The organism is Micromonospora sp. KC606, assembly GCF_004348675.1.
Lineage (GTDB): Bacteria > Actinomycetota > Actinomycetes > Mycobacteriales > Micromonosporaceae > Micromonospora.
On record NZ_SMKN01000030.1, the window covers coordinates 22,115 to 41,098 of the forward strand.

The 18,984-nt window shown below is 72.9% G+C and carries 20 protein-coding genes and 1 pseudogene; 16 read left to right on the top strand and 5 right to left on the bottom strand.

What is annotated here, in order from left to right; all coding sequences use genetic code 11:
* Positions 1 to 108 precede the first annotated feature (108 nt).
* The 5 genes from E1193_RS09860 (at position 109) to E1193_RS09880 (ending at position 5,157) form a co-directional block, all read left to right on the top strand.
* On the top strand, positions 109 to 1,065 hold the full coding sequence (locus E1193_RS09860) for a zinc-binding dehydrogenase (protein WP_347877019.1): 957 nt from the start codon (positions 109 to 111) through the stop codon (positions 1,063 to 1,065).
* 143 nt (positions 1,066 to 1,208) lie between these two features.
* Positions 1,209 to 2,015 (top strand): S1 family peptidase, encoded by an 807-nt coding sequence (locus tag E1193_RS09865; RefSeq protein WP_132182389.1) that lies wholly within the window; start codon positions 1,209 to 1,211, stop codon positions 2,013 to 2,015.
* A 176-nt stretch (positions 2,016 to 2,191) separates the two neighbouring features.
* The gene (locus E1193_RS09870; RefSeq protein WP_132182391.1) at positions 2,192 to 2,869 is read left to right on the top strand and encodes a response regulator transcription factor; all 678 of its coding nucleotides are present in this window, start codon (positions 2,192 to 2,194) and stop codon (positions 2,867 to 2,869) included.
* 5 nt (positions 2,870 to 2,874) lie between these two features.
* Positions 2,875 to 4,215, top strand: a complete 1,341-nt coding sequence (locus E1193_RS09875; RefSeq protein WP_132182393.1) for an ATP-binding protein — start codon at positions 2,875 to 2,877, stop codon at positions 4,213 to 4,215.
* Positions 4,216 to 4,362: 147 nt separating this feature from the next.
* On the top strand, positions 4,363 to 5,157 hold the full coding sequence (locus E1193_RS09880) for a carbonic anhydrase (RefSeq protein ID WP_132182395.1): 795 nt from the start codon (positions 4,363 to 4,365) through the stop codon (positions 5,155 to 5,157).
* 100 nt (positions 5,158 to 5,257) lie between these two features.
* Here E1193_RS09880 and E1193_RS09885 read toward each other — a convergent pair whose 3' ends face one another.
* On the bottom strand, positions 5,258 to 6,472 hold the full coding sequence (locus E1193_RS09885; RefSeq protein WP_207922646.1) for an MFS transporter: 1,215 nt from the start codon (positions 6,470 to 6,472) through the stop codon (positions 5,258 to 5,260).
* A 130-nt stretch (positions 6,473 to 6,602) separates the two neighbouring features.
* Between E1193_RS09885 and E1193_RS09890 the strand changes: the two genes are divergently transcribed.
* Positions 6,603 to 7,760 carry an ROK family protein gene (locus E1193_RS09890; protein WP_165945695.1) on the top strand — a complete coding sequence of 386 codons (1,158 nt, stop codon included), beginning with the start codon at positions 6,603 to 6,605 and terminating at the stop codon, positions 7,758 to 7,760.
* Here E1193_RS09890 and E1193_RS09895 read toward each other — a convergent pair.
* On the bottom strand, positions 7,757 to 8,494 hold the full coding sequence (locus E1193_RS09895) for a TetR/AcrR family transcriptional regulator C-terminal domain-containing protein (protein ID WP_132182399.1): 738 nt from the start codon (positions 8,492 to 8,494) through the stop codon (positions 7,757 to 7,759). The two genes, E1193_RS09890 and E1193_RS09895, sit on opposite strands and share 4 nt — an antisense overlap.
* Before the next feature lie 93 nt (positions 8,495 to 8,587).
* Here E1193_RS09895 and E1193_RS09900 point away from each other — a divergent pair, with 93 nt between their 5' ends.
* The 5 genes from E1193_RS09900 (at position 8,588) to E1193_RS09920 (ending at position 13,393) form a co-directional block, all read left to right on the top strand.
* On the top strand, positions 8,588 to 9,304 hold the full coding sequence (locus tag E1193_RS09900) for a DUF4386 domain-containing protein (RefSeq protein WP_132182401.1): 717 nt from the start codon (positions 8,588 to 8,590) through the stop codon (positions 9,302 to 9,304).
* A 132-nt stretch (positions 9,305 to 9,436) separates the two neighbouring features.
* Complete coding sequence (locus tag E1193_RS09905) at positions 9,437 to 9,865, top strand: hypothetical protein (protein WP_132182403.1); 429 nt, start codon at positions 9,437 to 9,439, stop codon at positions 9,863 to 9,865.
* 223 nt (positions 9,866 to 10,088) lie between these two features.
* A complete protein-coding gene (locus E1193_RS09910; protein WP_132182405.1) occupies positions 10,089 to 11,894 on the top strand; it encodes a protein kinase in 1,806 nt (601 codons plus the stop codon).
* A complete protein-coding gene (locus E1193_RS09915) occupies positions 11,894 to 12,478 on the top strand; it encodes an FHA domain-containing protein (RefSeq protein WP_132182424.1) in 585 nt (194 codons plus the stop codon). The genes E1193_RS09910 and E1193_RS09915 overlap by 1 nt, the downstream gene beginning before the upstream one ends.
* Positions 12,479 to 12,922: 444 nt before the next feature.
* Positions 12,923 to 13,393, top strand: coding sequence for a hypothetical protein (locus E1193_RS09920; protein WP_132182407.1), 471 nt, complete (start codon positions 12,923 to 12,925; stop codon positions 13,391 to 13,393).
* Here E1193_RS09920 and E1193_RS33950 read toward each other — a convergent pair.
* Complete coding sequence (locus E1193_RS33950; RefSeq protein ID WP_347877020.1) at positions 13,382 to 13,579, bottom strand: hypothetical protein; 198 nt, start codon at positions 13,577 to 13,579, stop codon at positions 13,382 to 13,384. The genes E1193_RS09920 and E1193_RS33950 overlap by 12 nt on opposite strands.
* Before the next feature lie 58 nt (positions 13,580 to 13,637).
* Positions 13,638 to 13,805 (bottom strand): annotated as a pseudogene (locus E1193_RS33955) (hypothetical protein); the annotation flags it as partial.
* A gap of 174 nt (positions 13,806 to 13,979) precedes the next feature.
* Here E1193_RS33955 and E1193_RS09930 point away from each other — a divergent pair.
* Positions 13,980 to 14,726 (top strand): phosphatase PAP2 family protein, encoded by a 747-nt coding sequence (locus E1193_RS09930; protein ID WP_132182409.1) that lies wholly within the window; start codon positions 13,980 to 13,982, stop codon positions 14,724 to 14,726.
* Here the strand turns inward: E1193_RS09930 and E1193_RS09935 are convergent.
* Positions 14,663 to 15,394 (bottom strand): A24 family peptidase, encoded by a 732-nt coding sequence (locus E1193_RS09935; protein WP_243707473.1) that lies wholly within the window; start codon positions 15,392 to 15,394, stop codon positions 14,663 to 14,665. The genes E1193_RS09930 and E1193_RS09935 overlap by 64 nt on opposite strands.
* Positions 15,395 to 15,896: 502 nt before the next feature.
* Here E1193_RS09935 and E1193_RS09940 point away from each other — a divergent pair.
* Genes E1193_RS09940 through E1193_RS09955 form a run of 4 tightly spaced genes read left to right on the top strand, consistent with a single transcriptional unit; the run spans position 15,897 to position 18,860 of the window.
* A complete protein-coding gene (locus E1193_RS09940; protein WP_132182411.1) occupies positions 15,897 to 16,463 on the top strand; it encodes a hypothetical protein in 567 nt (188 codons plus the stop codon).
* Positions 16,457 to 17,410, top strand: coding sequence for a hypothetical protein (locus E1193_RS09945; protein WP_132182412.1), 954 nt, complete (start codon positions 16,457 to 16,459; stop codon positions 17,408 to 17,410). Before E1193_RS09940 ends, E1193_RS09945 begins: the two co-directional genes overlap by 7 nt.
* Positions 17,407 to 18,057 (top strand): SAF domain-containing protein, encoded by a 651-nt coding sequence (locus E1193_RS09950; protein ID WP_132182414.1) that lies wholly within the window; start codon positions 17,407 to 17,409, stop codon positions 18,055 to 18,057. Before E1193_RS09945 ends, E1193_RS09950 begins: the two co-directional genes overlap by 4 nt.
* Positions 18,058 to 18,059: 2 nt before the next feature.
* Positions 18,060 to 18,860, top strand: coding sequence for a ParA family protein (locus E1193_RS09955; protein ID WP_132182416.1), 801 nt, complete (start codon positions 18,060 to 18,062; stop codon positions 18,858 to 18,860).
* Positions 18,861 to 18,984: the final 124 nt, after the last annotated feature.

The following is an 18,984-nucleotide window of genomic DNA, read 5'->3' on the forward strand; positions in this document are numbered from 1 at the left end:
TGAGGTGAGCCACGGCAGCTTGAGCTCAACCTCCCTTCAGGTTGAAGACTCCTCCTTGTCAGATCAGTGCGTCGGGACAGGGGAGCAGGCGACATGCGGGTAGTACAGGTGACGCGTTTCGGAGGTCCCGAGGTGCTGGTGCCGGCCGAGGCGCCGGATCCGGTGGTCGGGCAGGACCAGGTGGTCGTCGACGTGGCCGTCGCGGGGATTACCTTCGTCGAGACGCAGATCCGCCGTGGCGTCGACAGGTGGCATGACAGACCTGAACTGCCGTATGTGCCGGGCGGGATGGTGGCCGGCCGGGTGAGCTCGGTCGGGGCAGGTGTGGATCCAGGCTGGTCCGGGCGGCGCGTCATCGCCGACACCGGGCGGACCGGCGGCTTCGCCGAGCAGGCGGTGGTCGACGTGGACGGTCTCATCCCGGTGCCGCAAGGTTTGGGCCTGCCCGAGGCTGTCGCCCTGCACACCGACGGCAGCACCGCCCTGGGCCTGGTGGAAAGGGCCCGGGTCAGTCCCGGGGAGTGGGTGCTGATCGAGGCGGCGGCCGGTGGTGTCGGGAGCCTGCTGGTGCAACTGGCTCAACTGGCCGGCGCCCGGGTCGTCGGAGCGGCGCGCGGCGCGCGAAAGCTCGACCTCATCCGGGACCTGGGCGCGGACGCAGCGGTCGACTACTCCGAGCCCGGCTGGACGGAGCAGGTCCGGCAGGCGACCGGAGGTGCGGGTCCCGATGTGGTGTTCGACGGCGTCGGTGGGGAGATCGGCCGGGCTGCGTTCGAGATCACCAGAGACGGCGCCCGCTTCTCGATGCATGGCGCCTCCAGTGGCGACACCACGGTGATCGACCATGCGCAGGCGCGACGGCGCGGGGTGACGGTGCTCGGAATCGAGCAGCTCTTCGAATTCGGGCCGCACATGCGGCGGTGGGCCGAACAGATGATGTCGGAAGCGGTGGCGGGACGAATCCGGCCGGTCATCGGACAGACCTTTCCGCTGGAACGCGCCGCCGAGGCGCACGCCCTGATCGAGGCCCGCAGTGCTGCGGGGAAGACTCTGCTCCTGCTCTGACTGATCCCTAAGCTGCTCCGAGAGGCTGGTGACCTGTGCACGCGCAGCAGCCAGCAGCGACCTCGCCGCAAATCGTGCTCCTTGTACACAATGGGCGTTTCGCCCCCCCACGGTAGCGGCCTTGTCCGTTCTAGAATGCTCCGATGATTGATCGAACGCCCTCGAAATCATCTCCTCGCCGCCGTACCGGCCGGCTGGTCGCCACGTTCCTCGGGGCGGCCGTGTTCCTCGGTCTCGGCGTGTTGCAGGCCGGGCCGGCCCACGCGATCGTCAACGGCGAGCCGGTTCCCGAGGGTGTCTATCGCTTCTCGGTCAAACTGACGATGACCGGTATCCCCACCGCCACCGGCGGGCGGCGCAACAGCGCCTGCTCGGGCGCGCTCATCCACCCCTCCTGGGTCATCACCGCCGGCCACTGCTTCCGCGACCCGAGCGGGGTACGCGTGGAACGGCCGGTGGCCGACCTGACCACCGCCACGGTCGGTCGCGCCGATCTGTCCGGCACGAACGGGCGTGTCGCCACGGTTGTCGCGGTCCGTCAGTCATCCGTCAACGACATCGCGCTGGCTCGAATCGACCCGCCGATCACCGACATCGAACCGCTCCGGTTCGCGGGCACGGCACCGCAGGTCGGGCACCTGCTGCGGATGACGGGCTACGGCGCGGACGATCCGGAGAACCTGCAGCCGTCGACGATCCTCCGGACCGGGCAGTTCAAGGTCGTGTCGGTGGCGGACTCGACGGTGGGAGTGACCGGGCACGCGCCCGCGCGGGACACGAGCGCCTGCCCGTGGGACTCGGGCGCGCCCTACTTCGCCGAGCGCAAGGGCAAGCGACCGCTGCTGGTCTCGATCGAGAGCACCGGGCCGGGCTGCCCGCACACGGGCGTCGAGACGACCGCCCGGGTCGACGCCGTCATGCCCTGGATCAGGTCCGTGATCAACGGGTAGGCCTGACCTTGCTGGTGGTGCGGTGACCGGGCGCTGGGGTCGGCCGGAGCGGGCGCCCGCCGAGAGTCGGCCCAGCGCCCGCCCGGTCACCAACACATCGGCACCATCTGGCCCAGCCGTCACCGGGAGGCGAGGCTCCGTTCGACGTCCCGTCCGCGCCGGCTACGGTGCTGCACGTGCGGCTGCTCGTGGTAGAGGACGACGTGAAGATGGCGGCCCTGCTCAAGCGCGGACTCGAGCGGGAGGGCTACGCCGTCGACCTCAGCGCGACCGGGCAGGAAGCCCTGCGGGCCGGCACGGCGTTCCCGTACGACGGGGTGGTGCTGGACGCCATGATCCCGGCGCCGGACGGGTTCGAGGTCTGCCGCCAGTTCCGCCAGGCGGGCAGGTGGATGCCGGTGATCATGCTCACCGCCCGTGGCGCGGTCGACGACCGGGTTCGTGGCCTCGACGCAGGTGCTGACGACTACCTGCTCAAGCCGTTCTCCTTCGCGGAGTTGTTCGCGCGGCTGCGGGCGTTGCTGCGCCGCGACGTCGGCGAGCGGCCGACGATCCTGGCCGCCGGCGACCTGCGGCTCGACCCGGCAAGCCGCGAGGTCTGTCGGGGCGGGACGGCCGTCTCCCTGTCGGCCCGGGAGTTCGCTCTGCTGCACCTGCTGCTACGTCGCAGGGGGGAGGTGCTCAGCCGGACCGCGATCGTGGAGCACGTGTGGGAGTCCGCCTACCACGGCACCTCGAACCTGGTGGACGTCTACATCCGCTTCCTGCGGGCGAAGGTGGATCGGCCGTTCGGGCGGTGCGCGATCGAGACCGTCCGGGGTACCGGCTACCGGCTACGCGTGGACGGCGGCTGACTGGGATGGCCTCGTTGTCGCTGCGGGCACGCCTCGCGCTGGTGGCGGCGCTCGGCTCGGTGCTGGTGCTGGGCGTCGGGTCGCTGCTGCTCTACCAGGATCTGAGCAACCAACTGAGCACCGCGATCACCAACGAGCTCGCGGTGGCCGTCGACGACCTCGCCGCTGGTGCCGCGTCCGGCGAATCCGCCCTGGTGACCGCGCAGGTGATCGAAGTCGACGGCGACGTGCGGGCGCCGGCCGGGGCGGAACCGCTGCTGACCGCGGAGGAACTTGCCCGGGCGAGTCGGGAACAGATCGTGGTGGACCGTGAGGTTCCCGGAGTCGGCGCGGAAGCCCGCCTGCTCGCCCGGCCACTCGGCGAGGCGGATGGCGACCGACTGGTCGGCGTCGCGGCGACCGGCACCGCACCGCTCGCCGGGGCCCGGCAACGGTTGGTGGTCGTGCTGACGCTCGCCGGGCCGGCGTTGACCGTCTCGGTCGGGGTCGCGGCATGGCTGCTGACGGGGGCGGCGCTGCGGCCGGTGCGCCGGATGGCGGGCGAGGCGGCAACGATCTCCGCAGCCCAGGTGGGTCGCCGCCTCCCACACCCGTCCGGTACGGACGAGATCGCCGCGCTGGGTCGCACCCTCAACGCCATGCTGGGACGCATCGAGAAGGCCGTCGCCAACGAACGCGCCTTCATCGACGACGCCGCGCACGAGCTGCGTACCCCGATCGCCGTGCTTCGCGGCGAGCTGGAGCTCGCCTGTGGCGAGGATCTGCCGGCTCCGGTCGTGGAGAGCCTGACCAGTGCCCTGGAGGAGACCGATCGGCTGACCCGGCTGGCGGAGAACCTGTTGACCCTGGCGCGGGCGGACGCGGGTCAACTCGGGACGGGCGCTGCCACCAGCGACCTGTTCGCCACCGCCCGTGCCGCCGCCCGGCGGGTACCGCACCGGAAGGAGGTCCGCATCGAGGTGCGAGGCGAGCCGGTGATCGTCCGAGGCGACGGGGAGTGGATCGGAACCATCATCGGCAACCTGCTCACCAACGCCGATCGGCACGCGCGGAGCCGGATCCTGGTGACCCTCACGCCGGTCGACGGGCGTGCCCGGCTGGTGGTCGCGGATGACGGCCCCGGCTTCCCGTCCGCGATGTTGCCGCGTGCGTTCGACCGGTTCGCCCGGGGCGACGACACCCGCGGCCGCCCCGGTGGCGGTGCCGGCCTGGGACTGGCGATCGTCGCGTCGCTCACCCACGCGCTCGGTGGCGCGGTCACCGCCGGTAACGGCCCGCCGTTCGGCGGGGCCAGGATAGTGGCCGACCTGCCGCTGGCCGTCTCGTCGCCCTCCCACGACACCTGAGAGGTGGACGGACCGGCCGGTGATGGGTGCTGACGAGTTTGGCGGCGACCACGTCACTTTAACCGAACTTTCATTTTGTTTCTCAGATCACTTCTCACGTTTCTCGCGGTTCTTGGCTATCAAAGCCGTTGGCGTTATTTTCATTCCATGGCTGACACCTCCATATTTGCGGGGAACCTTCACCGGCGTAACGTGCTGCGGCTCCTGATGGCCGGTGCGGGCAGCGCGGTGACGCTCGCCGCCTGTTCCTCGACCAGCGACAGCGGCACCGCTGCGACTACGACCGCCAGCGCCGCCCCGGTCGCCCTCGCCAGCGCCGCCCCGGTCGCGGTGGCCGACGAGCAGCCGGTGACCACCCCCCGGCAGGCGATTGACCGGCTCATGCGGGGAAACGTGCGGTTCGTCAGTGGACAGATGCGGCATCCTCATCTCAGCCCCGACTACCGGGCTCAGCTGGCCAAGGGGCAGCACCCCTTCGCTCAGGTGCTCACCTGCGCCGACTCCCGGGTCGCTCCGGAGTTCGTCTTCGACCAGGGCCTCGGTGACCTGTTCGTCGAACGCAACGCCGGCAACATCGCCGAGCCGGTGGTCGTGGGCAGCATGCAGTACGCGGTGCACGAGCTCAAGGTGCCGCTGATCCTCGTGCTCGGGCACCAGAAATGCGGAGCGGTGACTGCCGCCGTCGAGGCGGTCGAGAACAACAGCCAGCCAACCGGCACCGATCTGGACGCGATTATCAACGCGATCCGGCCGGCGGTGGAAAAGGTGAAGCATTCCGGCGGTGACATCGTCGACAAGGCGGTACGCCAGCACGTCGCCGACATGGTCGCCAAGCTACGCGCCAAGCCGGTGCTCCAGCCCGCGATCAGGGCGGGCGCGCTCCAGGTGATCGGTGGCCGGTACACCCTCGACTCCGGAAAGGTCGACATCATCGTCCAGTGACCGTGGTCGAAGAGGGCTCGGGACGCGGGGTTCACCCGGTCCACCCCGGCACGCCCCCCGAGCCCTCTTCGACTACGGACAGCTCCGACGGCACGGGGTGTCATCTGGACGCGGCTGCCGGTGCGACGCGTTCGCACCTCCGGTCCGCCAGGAGACGGCGCATGGTGACGGGGCCGGCCAGGGCGACGAACGCCGCCAGGGCGGCGGGGACCATGAGGCCGACGGTCAGGTCGGTGGCTTCGGCCAGGTAGCCGATCGCGGCTGGGCCGAGCAGCAGACCGGTGGAGCCGGAGATCGAGATCAGGGCGATGTTCGAGGGCGAGCCTCCAACCTCCCCCACGGCGCTGAACAACACCGGTACGACCACCGCGATCCCGCTGCCGGCAAGGATCCAGCCGGCCCACGCGAGAGGGAGCCCACCGGCGACGCCCGCGAGGAGGACGAGGGCGTATCCGGCAGTGGCCAGGGTGCCCGCGCCCAGCAGGGTGCGGCCGGGGCCGAGCTTGGCGCGGATCGGGTCGCCCAGGAGGCGGAAGACCGTCATCGCGCAGGCGAACACCGTGTACGACAGTGGCGCGAGCGCCTCGTCGGCCCGCAGGACGCGGGCGGCGTGCAGGTTGGCCCAGTCGATCGCGCCGGACTCGATGAGGTGGCCGCCGAGGCCGAGGACGAACATCCCGCCGAGCAGGATGCCGCCGATGCGGGCCGCGCTCACCGGCGCGGCGCTGCTGCCGCCGTCGACCTGGGGCGGTGGCGGCAACAGCGGACGGGTGAAGGCGGCGAACACCGCGGTGCAGGCGAGCGCGGCGATCACCAGCATGGCCTGGTTTCCCAGCCCCAGGGTGAGGCCGAGTGAGGTGAGCGCGCCGGCGGCGGCGCCGCCCAGGCTCCAGAAGCCGTGGAAGGACGAGACCACCGGTCGCTTGTAGTAACGCTCGAGCTCGACGGAGTGGGCGTTGAGCCCCACCTCCACGAAGCCGACGCCGACGCCGTAGAGAGCGCCGCAGAGCAGGAGGGTCTCGTAGGTCGGTGCGAGCGCGGGGGCGATGAGGACCAGCTGGGTGGCGGGGCCGGCCCAGCGCAGCAGGCCGCGGGTGGTGGTCCGGTCGGCGAGTCTTCCGGCGGCGAACATGGTGACCAGCCCGACGACCTGGACGAGCAGGAGCAGGGTGCCCAGGCGCGCCTCGCCGAGGCCGAGGCGGCGATCGACCGAGGGAAGGGCGGCGGCCCAGGCACCCATGACGAAGCCGGAGGTCGCGAAGGTGCCGAAGACGCCGACGCGGGCGCGGCGCAGGGCGGTGGGGTCGGGGTTCATGGCTGTCCTTGGATCGCGAATTTGTTCTCGGTGAGAACTTAACGGCCCGCGCCAGCGGCGTCGAGGTTTTTTGTCCTTGGCGGAGACATAAGACACGATGGGGTTGACGCCGACGGGAGAATCGCCTGCCATGCCGCAGCTGAAGACGAGCGCCGACCTCCGCGTGCACAACCAGACCCGGCTGCTGCGCGCCGTCCACGACGCCGACGAACCACTCACCCGCGCCAGCGCCGCGCGGGCCCTGGGCTTCGGCCGCAACACCGCCGCCGCCCTCGTCGGCGAACTGGAGGCGGCCGGGTTACTGCACGAGGCCCCCGCCGGGGCGTCCGGTCGCGGCCGGCCGACGACTCTGCTACTTGCTCACCCCCACGGACCGGTCGCTTTCGGCGCCGACATCCGCGAGGACTCCTGGACCCTGGCGCAGATCGAGTTGGGCGGGCGGCTCACCGAACTGGAGACCGGCGAGCACGACCGGACCCCGAGGGTGTTCGACGACATCCTCAGGGCGACCCGGCGGCACGCCACCGACCGACTCGCCTCGCTCGGCATCGCCATCGCCGGGCCGATCCACGACCGCCGCCGCCTGCACATCTCACATCTCGGCTGGGACGAGGTGGACCTCGACGAGCAGATCGGCGGCGACTGGCCGCCGACCGTGGTCGACAACGACGCCAGGCTCGCCGGACTCGCCGAGGCCCGGCGCGGAGCGCTGCGCGGGACCGGGACCGCCCTGCACTTCCACATCGACTTCGACATCGGCGGGACCCTGCTGCTCGGCGGGGACGCCCAACGCGGCGCCCACAACATCGCCGGGGAGTTCGGGCACATGCCGCTCACGGATTCCGGGCACCGGTGCATGTGCGGCGCCCAGGGGTGCTGGAGCCTGGACGTGGGCACCAACGCCCTCGTGCGGCGATCCGGGAGGGAACCCGGCTACGGGGCGGGGCGGGAGCTGGCGCGGGAGATCCTGGCCCGCGCCGAGGCCGGCGAGACCGAGGCGGGCCGGGCGGTCGACGACAACGCCATCGCGCTGGGGCGAGGGCTCGGCGCGCTGGCCAACGCCCTCGACCCCGAGGCGATCACTCTCTCCGGACTGGGGTTGGAGCTGATCCGGTTGCGGCGCGGCCTGATCGAACATGCCTGCGCCGAGGGGCTGATGAAGTTCAGGCGCGCCCGGCCGCCGCGCATCCTGGCGGGCACGGTCGGCGAGATCGGCCCGCTGCGCGGCGCGGCCGAGATCGCCTTCGACGTTGCCCTGAACGCCGAGTGGCTGCGGGCACGGCTCTAGGGCGAGCCCGCGCCTCCGGGGACAGCACCGTGCTGGACCCACGGCGATTCCCCACCGCCGCGGAGGCGGTCAAGTCCGTCGAGGAGCAGGTCGAGCGTGAACTCGAACTCGACCTGGCTGTCGCACCAGCCGAGCGTCGGGTCGGCCGCGTCGTGGGCTTCGGCCACCATCATCGCCGTGAGGTGCGGGACAGCCTGCGCCATCGCGGCCAACTCCGCCTCCGCGGCGTCGGCGTCGAAGCTCGCGTCCGCCGCTCCGGGACGGAAGACCTCCTGGGCGAACCCCAGCGCCAGGCTCCCGAACGCGTGCAGCGCCCGGTGCGCGATCCGGTAGGAGAACCCGCCGCCGACCATCGTCGCCACAACGGCGTCGTAGTAGGCGAACAGACCGGCCGGGATGGTCGAGCGGGAGGTGAGCAGCGTGGGCGCCCAGGGGTGGCGCAGCATGACCTCCCGCGCGGAGAGGAACCGCTGTCGCAGCGCGGCACGCCAGTCACCGGCCGCCGCGGTGCGGCCGGCCGCCGCGCCGATCTCCCCCACGACGGTCTCGACGAGGCCGTCGAGCAGCCCTTCCTTGCCGGGTAGATGGTGGTACAGCGACATGGCCTCGACGCCGAGTTCGGCGGCGAGGCGGCGCATGGTCAGCGCCTGGAGCCCTTCGGCGTCCACGAGCGCGACCGCCGCCGCCAGGGCCCGCTCCCGACTCAGCGGCAACCGGTGGTTCTGCTCACTCATCCACTCTCCTCCTTCCCTCACCTTACGTTGTATGGCACCCTTACGCTGTAAGGCGCGCAGTTCCGGCGCCGTCATCCAGCCGAAGGAGTCGGCATGCACCCACTGGTCCGCACCGCCCGGGTAACCGGCCTGTGCTATCTCGGCCTCGCCGTCACCGGCATGCTCGGCTACCTGCTCATCCGTGGACAGCTCTTCGTCGCCGACGACGCCGGCGCGACCCTCGCCCGCCTGGCCGGGCACGAGTCCCTCGCCCGTGCCGGGATCGCTCTCGAACTGCTCGTCGTGCTCACCCAGACGCTCACCGCCCTCTGGTTCCACCGACTGTTCCGCACCGTCGACCCCCTCGCCGCCGGCAGCATCGCGGCACTCGGGCTCGTCAACGCCGTCGCGATCCTCGGCAGCGCGGCTCTCCTCGCGACCGCGACCGAGGTCGCGCACACCCCCTCCGGCGACACGGCCGCGACCGTCCAACTCCTGTACCTCGTCAGTGGCAACCTGTGGAAGGTCGGTGGACTGTTCTTCGGTCTGTGGCTCATCCCGATGGGCTACTGCGTCCTGCGCTCCGGGTGGATGCCCCGGCCCCTCGGCCAGATCCTCGTCGTGGGCGGCATCGGCTACGTGCTGAGCGCGTTCGTCGGATACCTGGTGCCCGGGGCGGGGGTGGTCGTGGGCGCGCTGGTCGTGCCCGCCACCGTGGGCGAGCTCTGGATGGTCGGCTACCTGCTCGTCCTCGGCGTCCGCCGGCACGCGCTGCCCGATGAGCCGCACCGCGCGGCGACGCGCCCGGTCGCCGTGGAGTCGCCCGTGTGACGGCGGCCGAGGCCGCCGTACCCCCGACGGCCCGTGCCCGGGGAGAAAACCGTCCCCGCTTCGTCACCTGTCGTCCGCGGCGGCGCCCTGGTTGTCTCACTGGCGACACATCACCAGGGAAAGCAGGCTGACATGTCGATTCTCCGCCGTACCCTCGCCACCACGGCCGTCGTCCTCGCCGCCGGTGCGGCCTCGCTGGTCAACGCCGCGCCAGCGATGGCCAGCACGCCGTCGAGCTGCTCCAGCGTCAGCCAGATCGGCACCACCCGGGTGCTGACGGTCGGCGGGATGCAGGCGGCATCGGTGAAGCAGTACTACGGCTGCGGCTACAACTACGCCTACATCTACGTCTGGGAGCAGTACCGCAACACCCACTCCAACTGGGACCTCTACGTCCACGTCGTCAACCACAGCGACAGTGGCAACGACTACGGCGCGGCCCGGCTGAGCAACACCACCCGGGCGGAACTGTGGGGCCCGCCGGCCGACACCGCCCGGTACTGCACCCACGTCACCGGCTACCTCAACTCGACGGGCGGCTCCACCAGCAAGGTCTGCTGACCCCGCCACGCCGACCGGGCCCGCCGGAGGCGTCCGGAGGGCCCTTCGTGCAGGACGCCTCCGGCCCGGTACAAGAACGGCCACGAGTCGGAGTACGCCGGCTACCGGTTCCACAACGACCACTGATCCGTCCGGCGCGGGTGTCTCCGGCGACACCGGAGACACCCGCGCCGCAGCTCCGGCCTACGAACAGGTCACCGGCCATCGGTAGCATTCACCGGCGATGGTCCACAGCGAGCAGATGGTCAACCCCGATCCCGGTCCCGCCCTCGGTGTCGACGGCTGCACCAACGCCGTCGAGGTGGGGCGGGGCGGATTCGGCGTGGTCTACCGGGCCTGGCAGCCCGACTTCTCCCGCTGGGTGGCGGTCAAGGTGCTCGCCGCCGACTGGCACGGTCCGTCCCGCGCCCGCTTCGAGCGGGAACTGCGTACGCTGGGCCACCTCTCCGGCCACCCCCACATCGTCACCCTGCACCAAGCCGGCCGAACCGCCGCCGGCAACCCCTACCTGCTCATGGCGTACGAGGAGGGCGGCTCGCTCGGCGACCGGCTGCACGACGGCGCGGCGGGTGACTGGCGGGAGGCTGTCGCCGGCGGGATCGCGATCGCGGGCGCGTTGGAGACGGCGCACCGGGCAGGTGTCCTGCACCGTGACGTGAAACCCGAGAACATCCTGGTCTCCGGGTACGGCGAGCTGAAGTTGGCCGACTTCGGGCAGGCCCGGCCCTTCTCGGCGGGCCGTGCCGACCCGCGCGGGCGGGTCACCGCCAGTGTCCTGCACGCCGCGCCGGAGGTGCTGCGCGGTGAGCCTGCCTCGGTGGCCGCCGACGTCTACGCTCTCGCGTCGACCGTGCTGCACTGGATCCACGGCGCCCCCGCCTTCGCCCCCGCCACCGGGGAGCCGCTGGAGTCGCTGCTGTGCCGCGTCGCCGTCGACCCGGTGCCCGACCTGCGACCGCTCGGCGTACCGGACGGGGTGTGCGCGGCGCTGGAGCGGGCGATGGCGAAGGACCCGGCGCGGCGGCCGGCGACGACGGTCGCGTTCGCCGACGAGCTGCGGGCCGCGCAGGCGGCGGCCGGCGAACCGGTCAGCCCGTTCGTCCTGGGCGGCGGCGACAGCACCGGGCCACGCACGCCGGACCCGGAAGACCCGCCGGCGGCGCTGTCGCTGACCGACCGCCGCCGGGCCGCCCTGGCCCTGTCGGCCACCGTCGCGCGCCCACCCGTCCGGGTACGCCGGCACGCGCTGGTCCGCTCGCTGGGGCTGCCCACCGCCCTGGCGGCGGTGCTGGCCACCGGGTACTCCCAGGCGCTGCCGGCGCCCGCCCCGGTGGACCTGCCGCCCGCGGTGGCCTTCGGTGAGCTGGAGCTGAACGTCGAGTCGCCCGAGCAGGCACTGACCGTGCGCAACCGCGAGGACCGGCCGCTGCGGGTTGCCGACGTGACGGTGACCGGGCCGTCCCGGGACGCTCTGCGGCTCGTGGCGGACGGGTGCAGCCCGCAACCGCTGGCCCCGGGCGGCCGGTGCGAGGTGCGCCTGGTCGCCACGCCGCACGCCGCCGGCCCGATCCGGGCGGCCGTCGAGGTCACCACAGCCGGCCGGCAACTGGCCACCCCGGTCACCGGCACCGGCCGGCCGCGACCGGCCAGCCGCGACGACGCCCCGCCGGGCCCCTGCTACGCCGACGCCTACCAGGTCGGCGCGTCCGCCTACGGGCACGCGGGCGGCCTGAAGGCGATTTCGGTGAAGCAGTACTGGTCGCCGAGCTGCCGGGCGACCATGGCGTACGTCTGGGTGTGGAAGCAGTACCGCGACAACGTCGCCACCGACGGCGGCACCTGGACGGTGGACCTGTCGGTGCGCGGGGACCGGCCGGTGGCGCGGCAGCGGGCGGTCGGGCAGCCGTACGAGCTGTGGACCGAGCCGCACCCGACGGCGGGCGGATGCACCAGCGCGTCGGCGACGGTGACCGCCGACCGCACGAAGGCGGTCACCACCGCCGCCACCGAGCCACACTGCGACCGGTGATGGAGGGCTACTTCGAGGTCCACGGAGCGGGCGCGCTCCGGCTGGTGCCGTTGACCGCCGCGGCGCTGACCATCGGCCGGGCGCCCGGCAACGAGCTGACCGTCGACAGCAAGCTGGTCTCCCGGCTGCACGCGCTGGTGGAACGGTTCCCGTCCGGCTGGACGATCCGCGACCTGGGCAGCACCAACGGCACCGCCGTCAACGGGTCGCGGCTGCGTGAGGCGCGGCTGCTGCGCGACGGCGACCGGGTCGAGATCGGCCCGGCCCGGTTGGTGTTCCACGCGCCCGGACACCTCGACGGCACCCGTACGGTCGGGATGGAACCGCCCGCGCCGCCTCCGCCGTTGACCCGGCGCGAGCAGGAGCTGGTCGAGGTGCTCTGCCGCCCGTACGTCGAGGGGGGCGCCGCCTTCCCCGAGCCGCCCAGCGTCCGGGCCCTGGGCACCGCGCTCGGCGTCAGCGAGAGCGCGGTGAAGAAGCACCTGGCCAACCTGTACGACAAGTTCGGGCTGGTCACCAACGACGACCGGCGCCGGTCCCGGCTGGCCGGCGAAGCGGTCCGCCGGGGCGCGGCCGGCGCCTGACGCGCGGGAACGGTCCCGGGCCGGAGGTCGGCCCGGCGTGTGCGTGCCCTCCGGGCCACGTGGACGCGGCCCGGAGGGCACACCCCCCTGTTTCCTCCGTGCGCGTCGTGTCCCGACGACGGCGGCGGCGGCGGTGGGCCACCCTGCCACGGGGTGCGCGGCGAACAGGGTGGCCAACAGCATGCCCGGGCAACCCGGCCGGAGGACGCAACCGGTGTTGCCCACCGAAAATCACACCAGGTCGGACGGGGTGCCGGCAGGTGTCGAAAAGGGGAGGTTCTCGGGTCGGTGCGCTCACCGGACACCCTCCCGGCCTCCGTCGCGCCTACCTACCCAGCACCCACTGCGACACTACGCTGACCCTTCGTGTCGGCAATCCGGCTGCGGTCCGCCGTGATCCCCGGTACGACCAGGTCACCCACCCCGCAGCCGAGGAGGTACGCGATGAGCCGTCCACGAAAGACGGTCGAGGTCGATCCGGAGCTGTTCCGCGCCGTCTACGACTCGCCCGCCTCGCTGCCCGGCCGGCACCGGTGGGTGACCCCGGAGCACGACGTGCGCCGGCTGGAGAAGCTGCTCGGCATGCCGGCGGGCAGCGTCGGCGCGCCCCTGTGGGTCAGCGGTGACCAGCCGGACTGCCCGAGGTGCGGCCGGCGGCAGACCTGGCTGGACATCGTCTCCTCGGCACTGAAGGGCGTGCACGACCGGATGATGATCGCCACGGTGATCCTCGGCGAGCGCAAGTACGTCAACACCGAGGTCCCGGCTGCGATCGCCGGGGTGCACTGCCTGGACTGCCACCACCCGATCGACGGTCTGCGCAGTTTCAAGTGCCACAACTGGGCGTACGCCTTCGAGGCGCTGCAGGAGGTGCTGGCGCGGATGGACGGTGGGATCAGCCGGTCAGCTCTCTGACGTGACGCAGCCCGGGCCGGCGAGCCGCTCCAACTGGGTCACCGCCCAACCTGGCCGGCGCTGCGGCGCGCGGGTGAGGCCCCTCGCCGGGATGGTCCGGTCGCCGTCGGCCCGGCCGGCCTGGAGCAGGTGGAAGACGGCGAACCGGACGGCCAGCTGGCGTTCGGGGTCGCCGTCGAGTTCCACGTCGGCGGTCTGCCAGAGCGCGTCGAGGGCGGCTCGCTGGCCGGCGAGGAGGGCGTCGAAGCCGTGCTCCCGCGCGCCGGGGCAGCGAGACCAACCGGGTGCTGCGGACCCGCACCCCGTGCCCGGCCGGTGAGACCCACTCGGTGTGCCGCCGCAGCACGCCGGCCCGCAGGTCGAGCACCTGCTCGTGGACGCGCAGCGTGCCGGTGCGCACGTCCAGCGGCTCGCCGGCACGACTGTTGCGTTCCCCGCACCGGGCGGTGACCGAATCCGGCCAGGCGCTCGGAAATCCACCCAGACGTACGTCAGCGGCAACCCCTCACCATCGCATGGTGCGCCCGGCCTCCGTGATTCGTACCGTTCGGTGCAGGTAAACGAGGTATGAACAGTGGGTGAGGTGATGGATGTGCAGGTTGGCACGGCGGATGTTCCCGCCATCAGCGTGGAGTGGTACCGCGACATCGTCGAGTTCGCCGACTCCTCGCCGCCGCCCGTGCAGTGGTTCGCCGGGCACTTCACCGAGGCGGCGATCCTGCTCCTCGGCGTGCTGTTCCTGCTGGCCGCCGCACCTCGGCTGCGCCGGGGCGGGCTGCGGGAGCGGTCGCTCGCGCTGGTCACGCCGGGCGCCGTGGTGCTGTCGTACGCGGTCAGTGAGGGGTTGAAGACGATCTTCGACGAGGACCGGCCCTGCCGGCACGTGGTGCGGATCGTGGCCGGCCAGTGCCCGCCGGCCGGTGACTGGTCCTTTCCCAGCAACCACAGCACGATCGCGGGAGCGCTCGCCGTGGCCACCGTGCTGCTCTCCCGGCGGCTGGGGCTGATCGCCGCGCCCCTGGCGCTGCTCGCCGCGTTCTCCCGGGTGTTCATCGGCGTGCACTACCCGCACGACGTCGCCGCCGGGCTGCTGCTGGGCGCGCTGGTGACGCTCGCCGTCACCCTCCTGGCCGCCCGTCCCGTCGCCGACCTGCTCGCCCGCCGCGCCGCCACCCCCGTTCGCAATCCACCCCCGGTTGCGGCAACCTCGGGGATCTCCGACCGAGGACACCCAGACCTGCCGCGATCCGTGAGCGCCCCGCCGGCCGGTCAGCGCGCCAGGAGCAGGGCGGCGCAGGTGCCGAGGACGAGGAACGGCCCGAACGGAAGGTGACTCGACCAGTTCACCTTCCGCGCCAGCAGCAAACCGAGACTGGCCACCGCCGATGACGCGAAGGTCAGCACGAGGCCGGCCAGCAGCACCGGCCAGCCGTACCAGCCGAGCAGCGCCCCGACGCCCACCGCCAGCTTGGCGTCGCCGAGGCCGAAGCCCCGCCGGCCGAGCAGCAGCGTGGTGGCGGCGAACGCCAGCCCGAGCCCCGCGCCGGCCGCCAGCGCGCGCCACCACGGGTTGATCCCAGGACCGGTCGCCGCGGCCACCCCGAGCAGCGCCAGCACCCCCACCGTCGCGGGCCTGGTGAGCGGGTCGGGCAGCCGGTGCACCGCCAGGTCGACCAGGAGCAGCGGGACAGCCCAGCCGAGCCACCAGGCGATCGCGGCCCGCTCGGCGAGGGTCGCGTCGACCAGCACCAAGACCGCCAGGGCCACGCCGAGGATCACCTCGACGCTGCCGGGCGGCGCCCCTACCCGCGCCCGGCAGGCCGGGCACCGGGCCGCCGGTCCGAGTGCGGCACCGCCCAGACCGAGGGCCGTGCCGCAGCGGTCGCACCCGGTCCGGGCCGCCACCCCGGCCGGAACTGCGTACCGGGCGACGGCGAGCCGCAACGGCGGGGCCAGGGCGAGGGCGGCAAGGACGCGTACGGAGCGTGACCTCGGCCGGATTTCCGGGTAACAGTCCGGTCTCGACAGGATGTCGGGAGAGTTTTCCGGGCGCGAATGGTCGCTCTGCGGGGAATTGCCTCCGGCGCACTTGGCACCGAGGGGACGGATGGGGCAATATCCATCGACAGGTGCCAAATCCGCAGGCAGCATCACATGATCGGCGCGACCGGACGGCTGCCCGGCGGCAGCGGCACGCCGGTCGGCCGCCGCCAGAGCCCCGGAGGGGTCGCGATCCCCGCCGTCCACCCCTGATCACCTCCGACAATCACTCACAGTGTTCGGTTGGACTGCCTCTGTTGTATTGGCACACGTCAGCCTATGCTCGCCCCGTGGGTGGCACGCAACCCCCGCCCACCGGCACGAGACACACCCCTTCCCACATCCCACAGCAGATCCGCGCAGGCAAATGCGACAGCACCGGCCGACATGATCGGGACGCGCCGCCGCATTGCCCGGAGGCCACCACGTTCGGCCGCCGGGCGGCATCGAGGAGGGCACGGCGATGCGCACACGGCATCCCCACCGATGGGCAACCTCCCTGGTCATCGCCACGATGGCCGGGGCCGCCTCCGGCTGCGGCGGCGACGGGCCGGAGCCGGCCGCCGGGCCGCCCGTCCGGCCGGCCGCCGACACCCGGCCGCCCAGCGCCGACGAGCGAGCCGCCGAGCAGGCGGCGCTCACCGCGTACGCCGGGTATCTCGACGCGTCGCGGGAGGCCAGCCGGGCCGGCGACCCGCGCCACCCGGCGCTCGCCCGCTTCCTGGCCGACCCGCTGCTCACCCGGGTCCGGGTGGTGATCGACGAGGCCCGCCGGCACGGCGCGGTCCGCACCGGAACGCTCCGCTCGGACCCCACGGTGACCTCGGTCAACCTGAACGCCGCACCGCCGACCGTGGACATCCAGGACTGCCTCGACACCACCGGCTACCGGCTGGTGTACGCCAAGGACAAGCGACTGGTCCCCGGTTCCGGCGGGGGCCGGCACCTGGCCACCGCCACCGCGACCCGCTACCCGGACGGCCGGTGGCTGATCACGGCCGGCGCCGCCCACCAGGACCAGCCGTGCTGACCTGGGGAGGACGGCGCGTCGCGGCCCGCCCGTCGCGGGCCGCGACGCCCCGCCGGCTGCTCGCGGGCACGCTGCTGGCGCTGCTGGTCACGGTGCTCGCGCCGCCGCCACCGGCCGCCGCGCAGGCGCCCGTCTGCCCACCCGGGCAGGACGACTGCTCCATCTGGGACGACGACCCCGGCACCCCGGGCGATCCGGGCGGCCCCGGTGGTGGCGGCGACGGTGGCGGCGGGAGGCCGCCGGCCGCCAAGTGCCAGTGGAACGGCAGGCCGCTGCCCTGCTACAGCGAGATCCTCGGCTGGTTCAACAACGGCGACGGCTGCTACTACAAGCTCGCCGAGCCGCAGGGCGAGGCGCCCGAGGGCAGCAGGTGGTACGTCCAGACCTGCAACGGCGGCGACCTGGGCCAGCAAAGAATGGTGCTGCTGGAGACGCCGCCGGCCGGCTTCGGCGCCCCGCCCGACCCGGAGGAGTTGGCCCGTCGGGTGCTGGCCCGGCTCTCCCTGCTGCCGCCCCGGATCGCGGTGGCGCCCCGCCGCGACACCGGCCCCGGCCTGGTCGGCCTGCCGGTCTGGATGTGGGCTGAGGAGGGCCTGAACTACTTCGGGCCGACGATCACCGAATCCGAGGAGGACCGGGGCCTGCGGGTGGAACTCGTCGCCCGGTTCGACCGGATCGTCTGGAACATGGGCAACGGCGTCAAGGTCACCTGCACCGGCCCGGGCACCGCGTACGACCCGAAGGGCCCGCACGCCGGGAAGGCCTCCCCGGACTGCGGCTACGACTCCGGCTACCCGAAGCCCAGCGACGAGCCCTACCTGGTCAGCGCCACCACGTACTGGTCGGTGACCTGGCGCGGCGGCGGTGAGAGCGGCGAGATCCCACAGACCCGGACCAGCGGGACCATTCCCATCGAGATCGACGAGCTTCAGGTGGTAACCCGATGAGCCTGGTCACCCGCGACGGCGTCCCGGTCGACGCCCCGATCGCCCCGCCCAAGATCGTCCGGCAGCGACGCACCCGCCCCGGCCTGCTCGGGCTGGCGGTGCTGCTGATCGCGCTCGGCGGCCTCGGCACGGCCTTCGCGGTCAATGCCGTCGGCGCCACCGGCAGCTACCTGGCCGTCGCCCGTCCCGTCGAGGTCGGCCGCACGATCACCGCCGACGACCTGGTCAGCGTCCAGGTCTCCGGCGGCGCGGGGTTGTCCCCCGTGCCGGCGAAGCAGCTCGACGAGGTGGTCGGCAAGCGGGCCGCGGTGGGGCTGGCCCCCGGCACCCTGCTGACCATGGCACAGCTCACCGACGCCCCGCTGCTCGGCCCCGGGCAGCAGCAGATCGCGCTCGGGCTCGAACCGAGCCGGGTGCCGGCCCGCAAGCTGCACCCCGGTGACAAGGTGCTGCTGATCAGCACCCCCGCCGACAACGACGGCAGGCAGGCCCCGGGCACCCGGTTCACCGGCACGGTCATCGACACCAGCACCCCGGAGAACGACGACGTGGTGGTCTACCTGGTGCTGCCGGCCCGGGACGTGCCGGCGGTGGTGGTGCTCGCCGCCCAGGAGCGGATCGCCCTGGTGCTGGTCGAGGCGGCCTGACCATGGCCATCATCGCGCTGGTCTCGGCGAAGGGCTCGCCCGGTGTCACCACCTCGGCGCTGGCCTGCACGTTGAGCTGGCACCGGCGGCTGGTGCTCGCCGAGTGCGACCCGGCCGGCGGGACGATCCTCGCCGGCTACCTCGGCGGAGCGCTCGACGGGCCCCGGGGCATCGGCGAACTCGCCGTCGGCGAGCTGCGCGACGGCAGTCTGGAGACAGCGTTCTGGTCCCAACTGGTCGACCTGGACGCCCCGAAGCGGGAACGCCTGCTGCTGCCCGGCGTGGTCGACCCGGCCCAGGCCGGCAGCGTCACCCCGCTCTGGCAACGCTTCGCCGACTTCTTCGGCGAGCTGGACAAGGGTCGCCCCCCGTACGACGTGATCGTCGACTGCGGTCGGCTCCAGGTCGGCGGTCCGCCCTGGCCGATCCTGCGCGCCGCCGCGGTGGTGCTGATGGTCACCCGGGCCCGCCTGCCGGAGCTGTCGGCCACCCGGTCGATGATCCGGGCCGTCGAACGGGACTTCGCCGCACACCGGGTGCCGCCGGACACCCTGCGCCTGCTGCCGGTCGGGGACGGCCACGGCACGGGCGAGATCGCCAAGGCGCTACGGGTGCCGGTGATCGGACGCCTGCCGGAGGACCGGCGCACCGCCGACGTGCTCAGCCTCGGCGGCACCGTCCGCGCCAACCGGCCGCTGATGCGCGCCGCGGGCGGGCTGGAAGCGCCGGTGCGGGCCCTGCTGGACCGCCGCCGGGCCCGACTGTCCTGGCCGGCGAACCAGGAGGTGCCCGATGTGGTGTGAGCCGGCCCGCCACCCGACGCCGGCCTGCCGGGGACGGGAGGCGCGCCATGCGGTTTGAGCCCGTCCACCACGACCCCCGCAACCAGCAGCCGGGGGCGACCTCGACGATGCCCCCGCTGCCCCC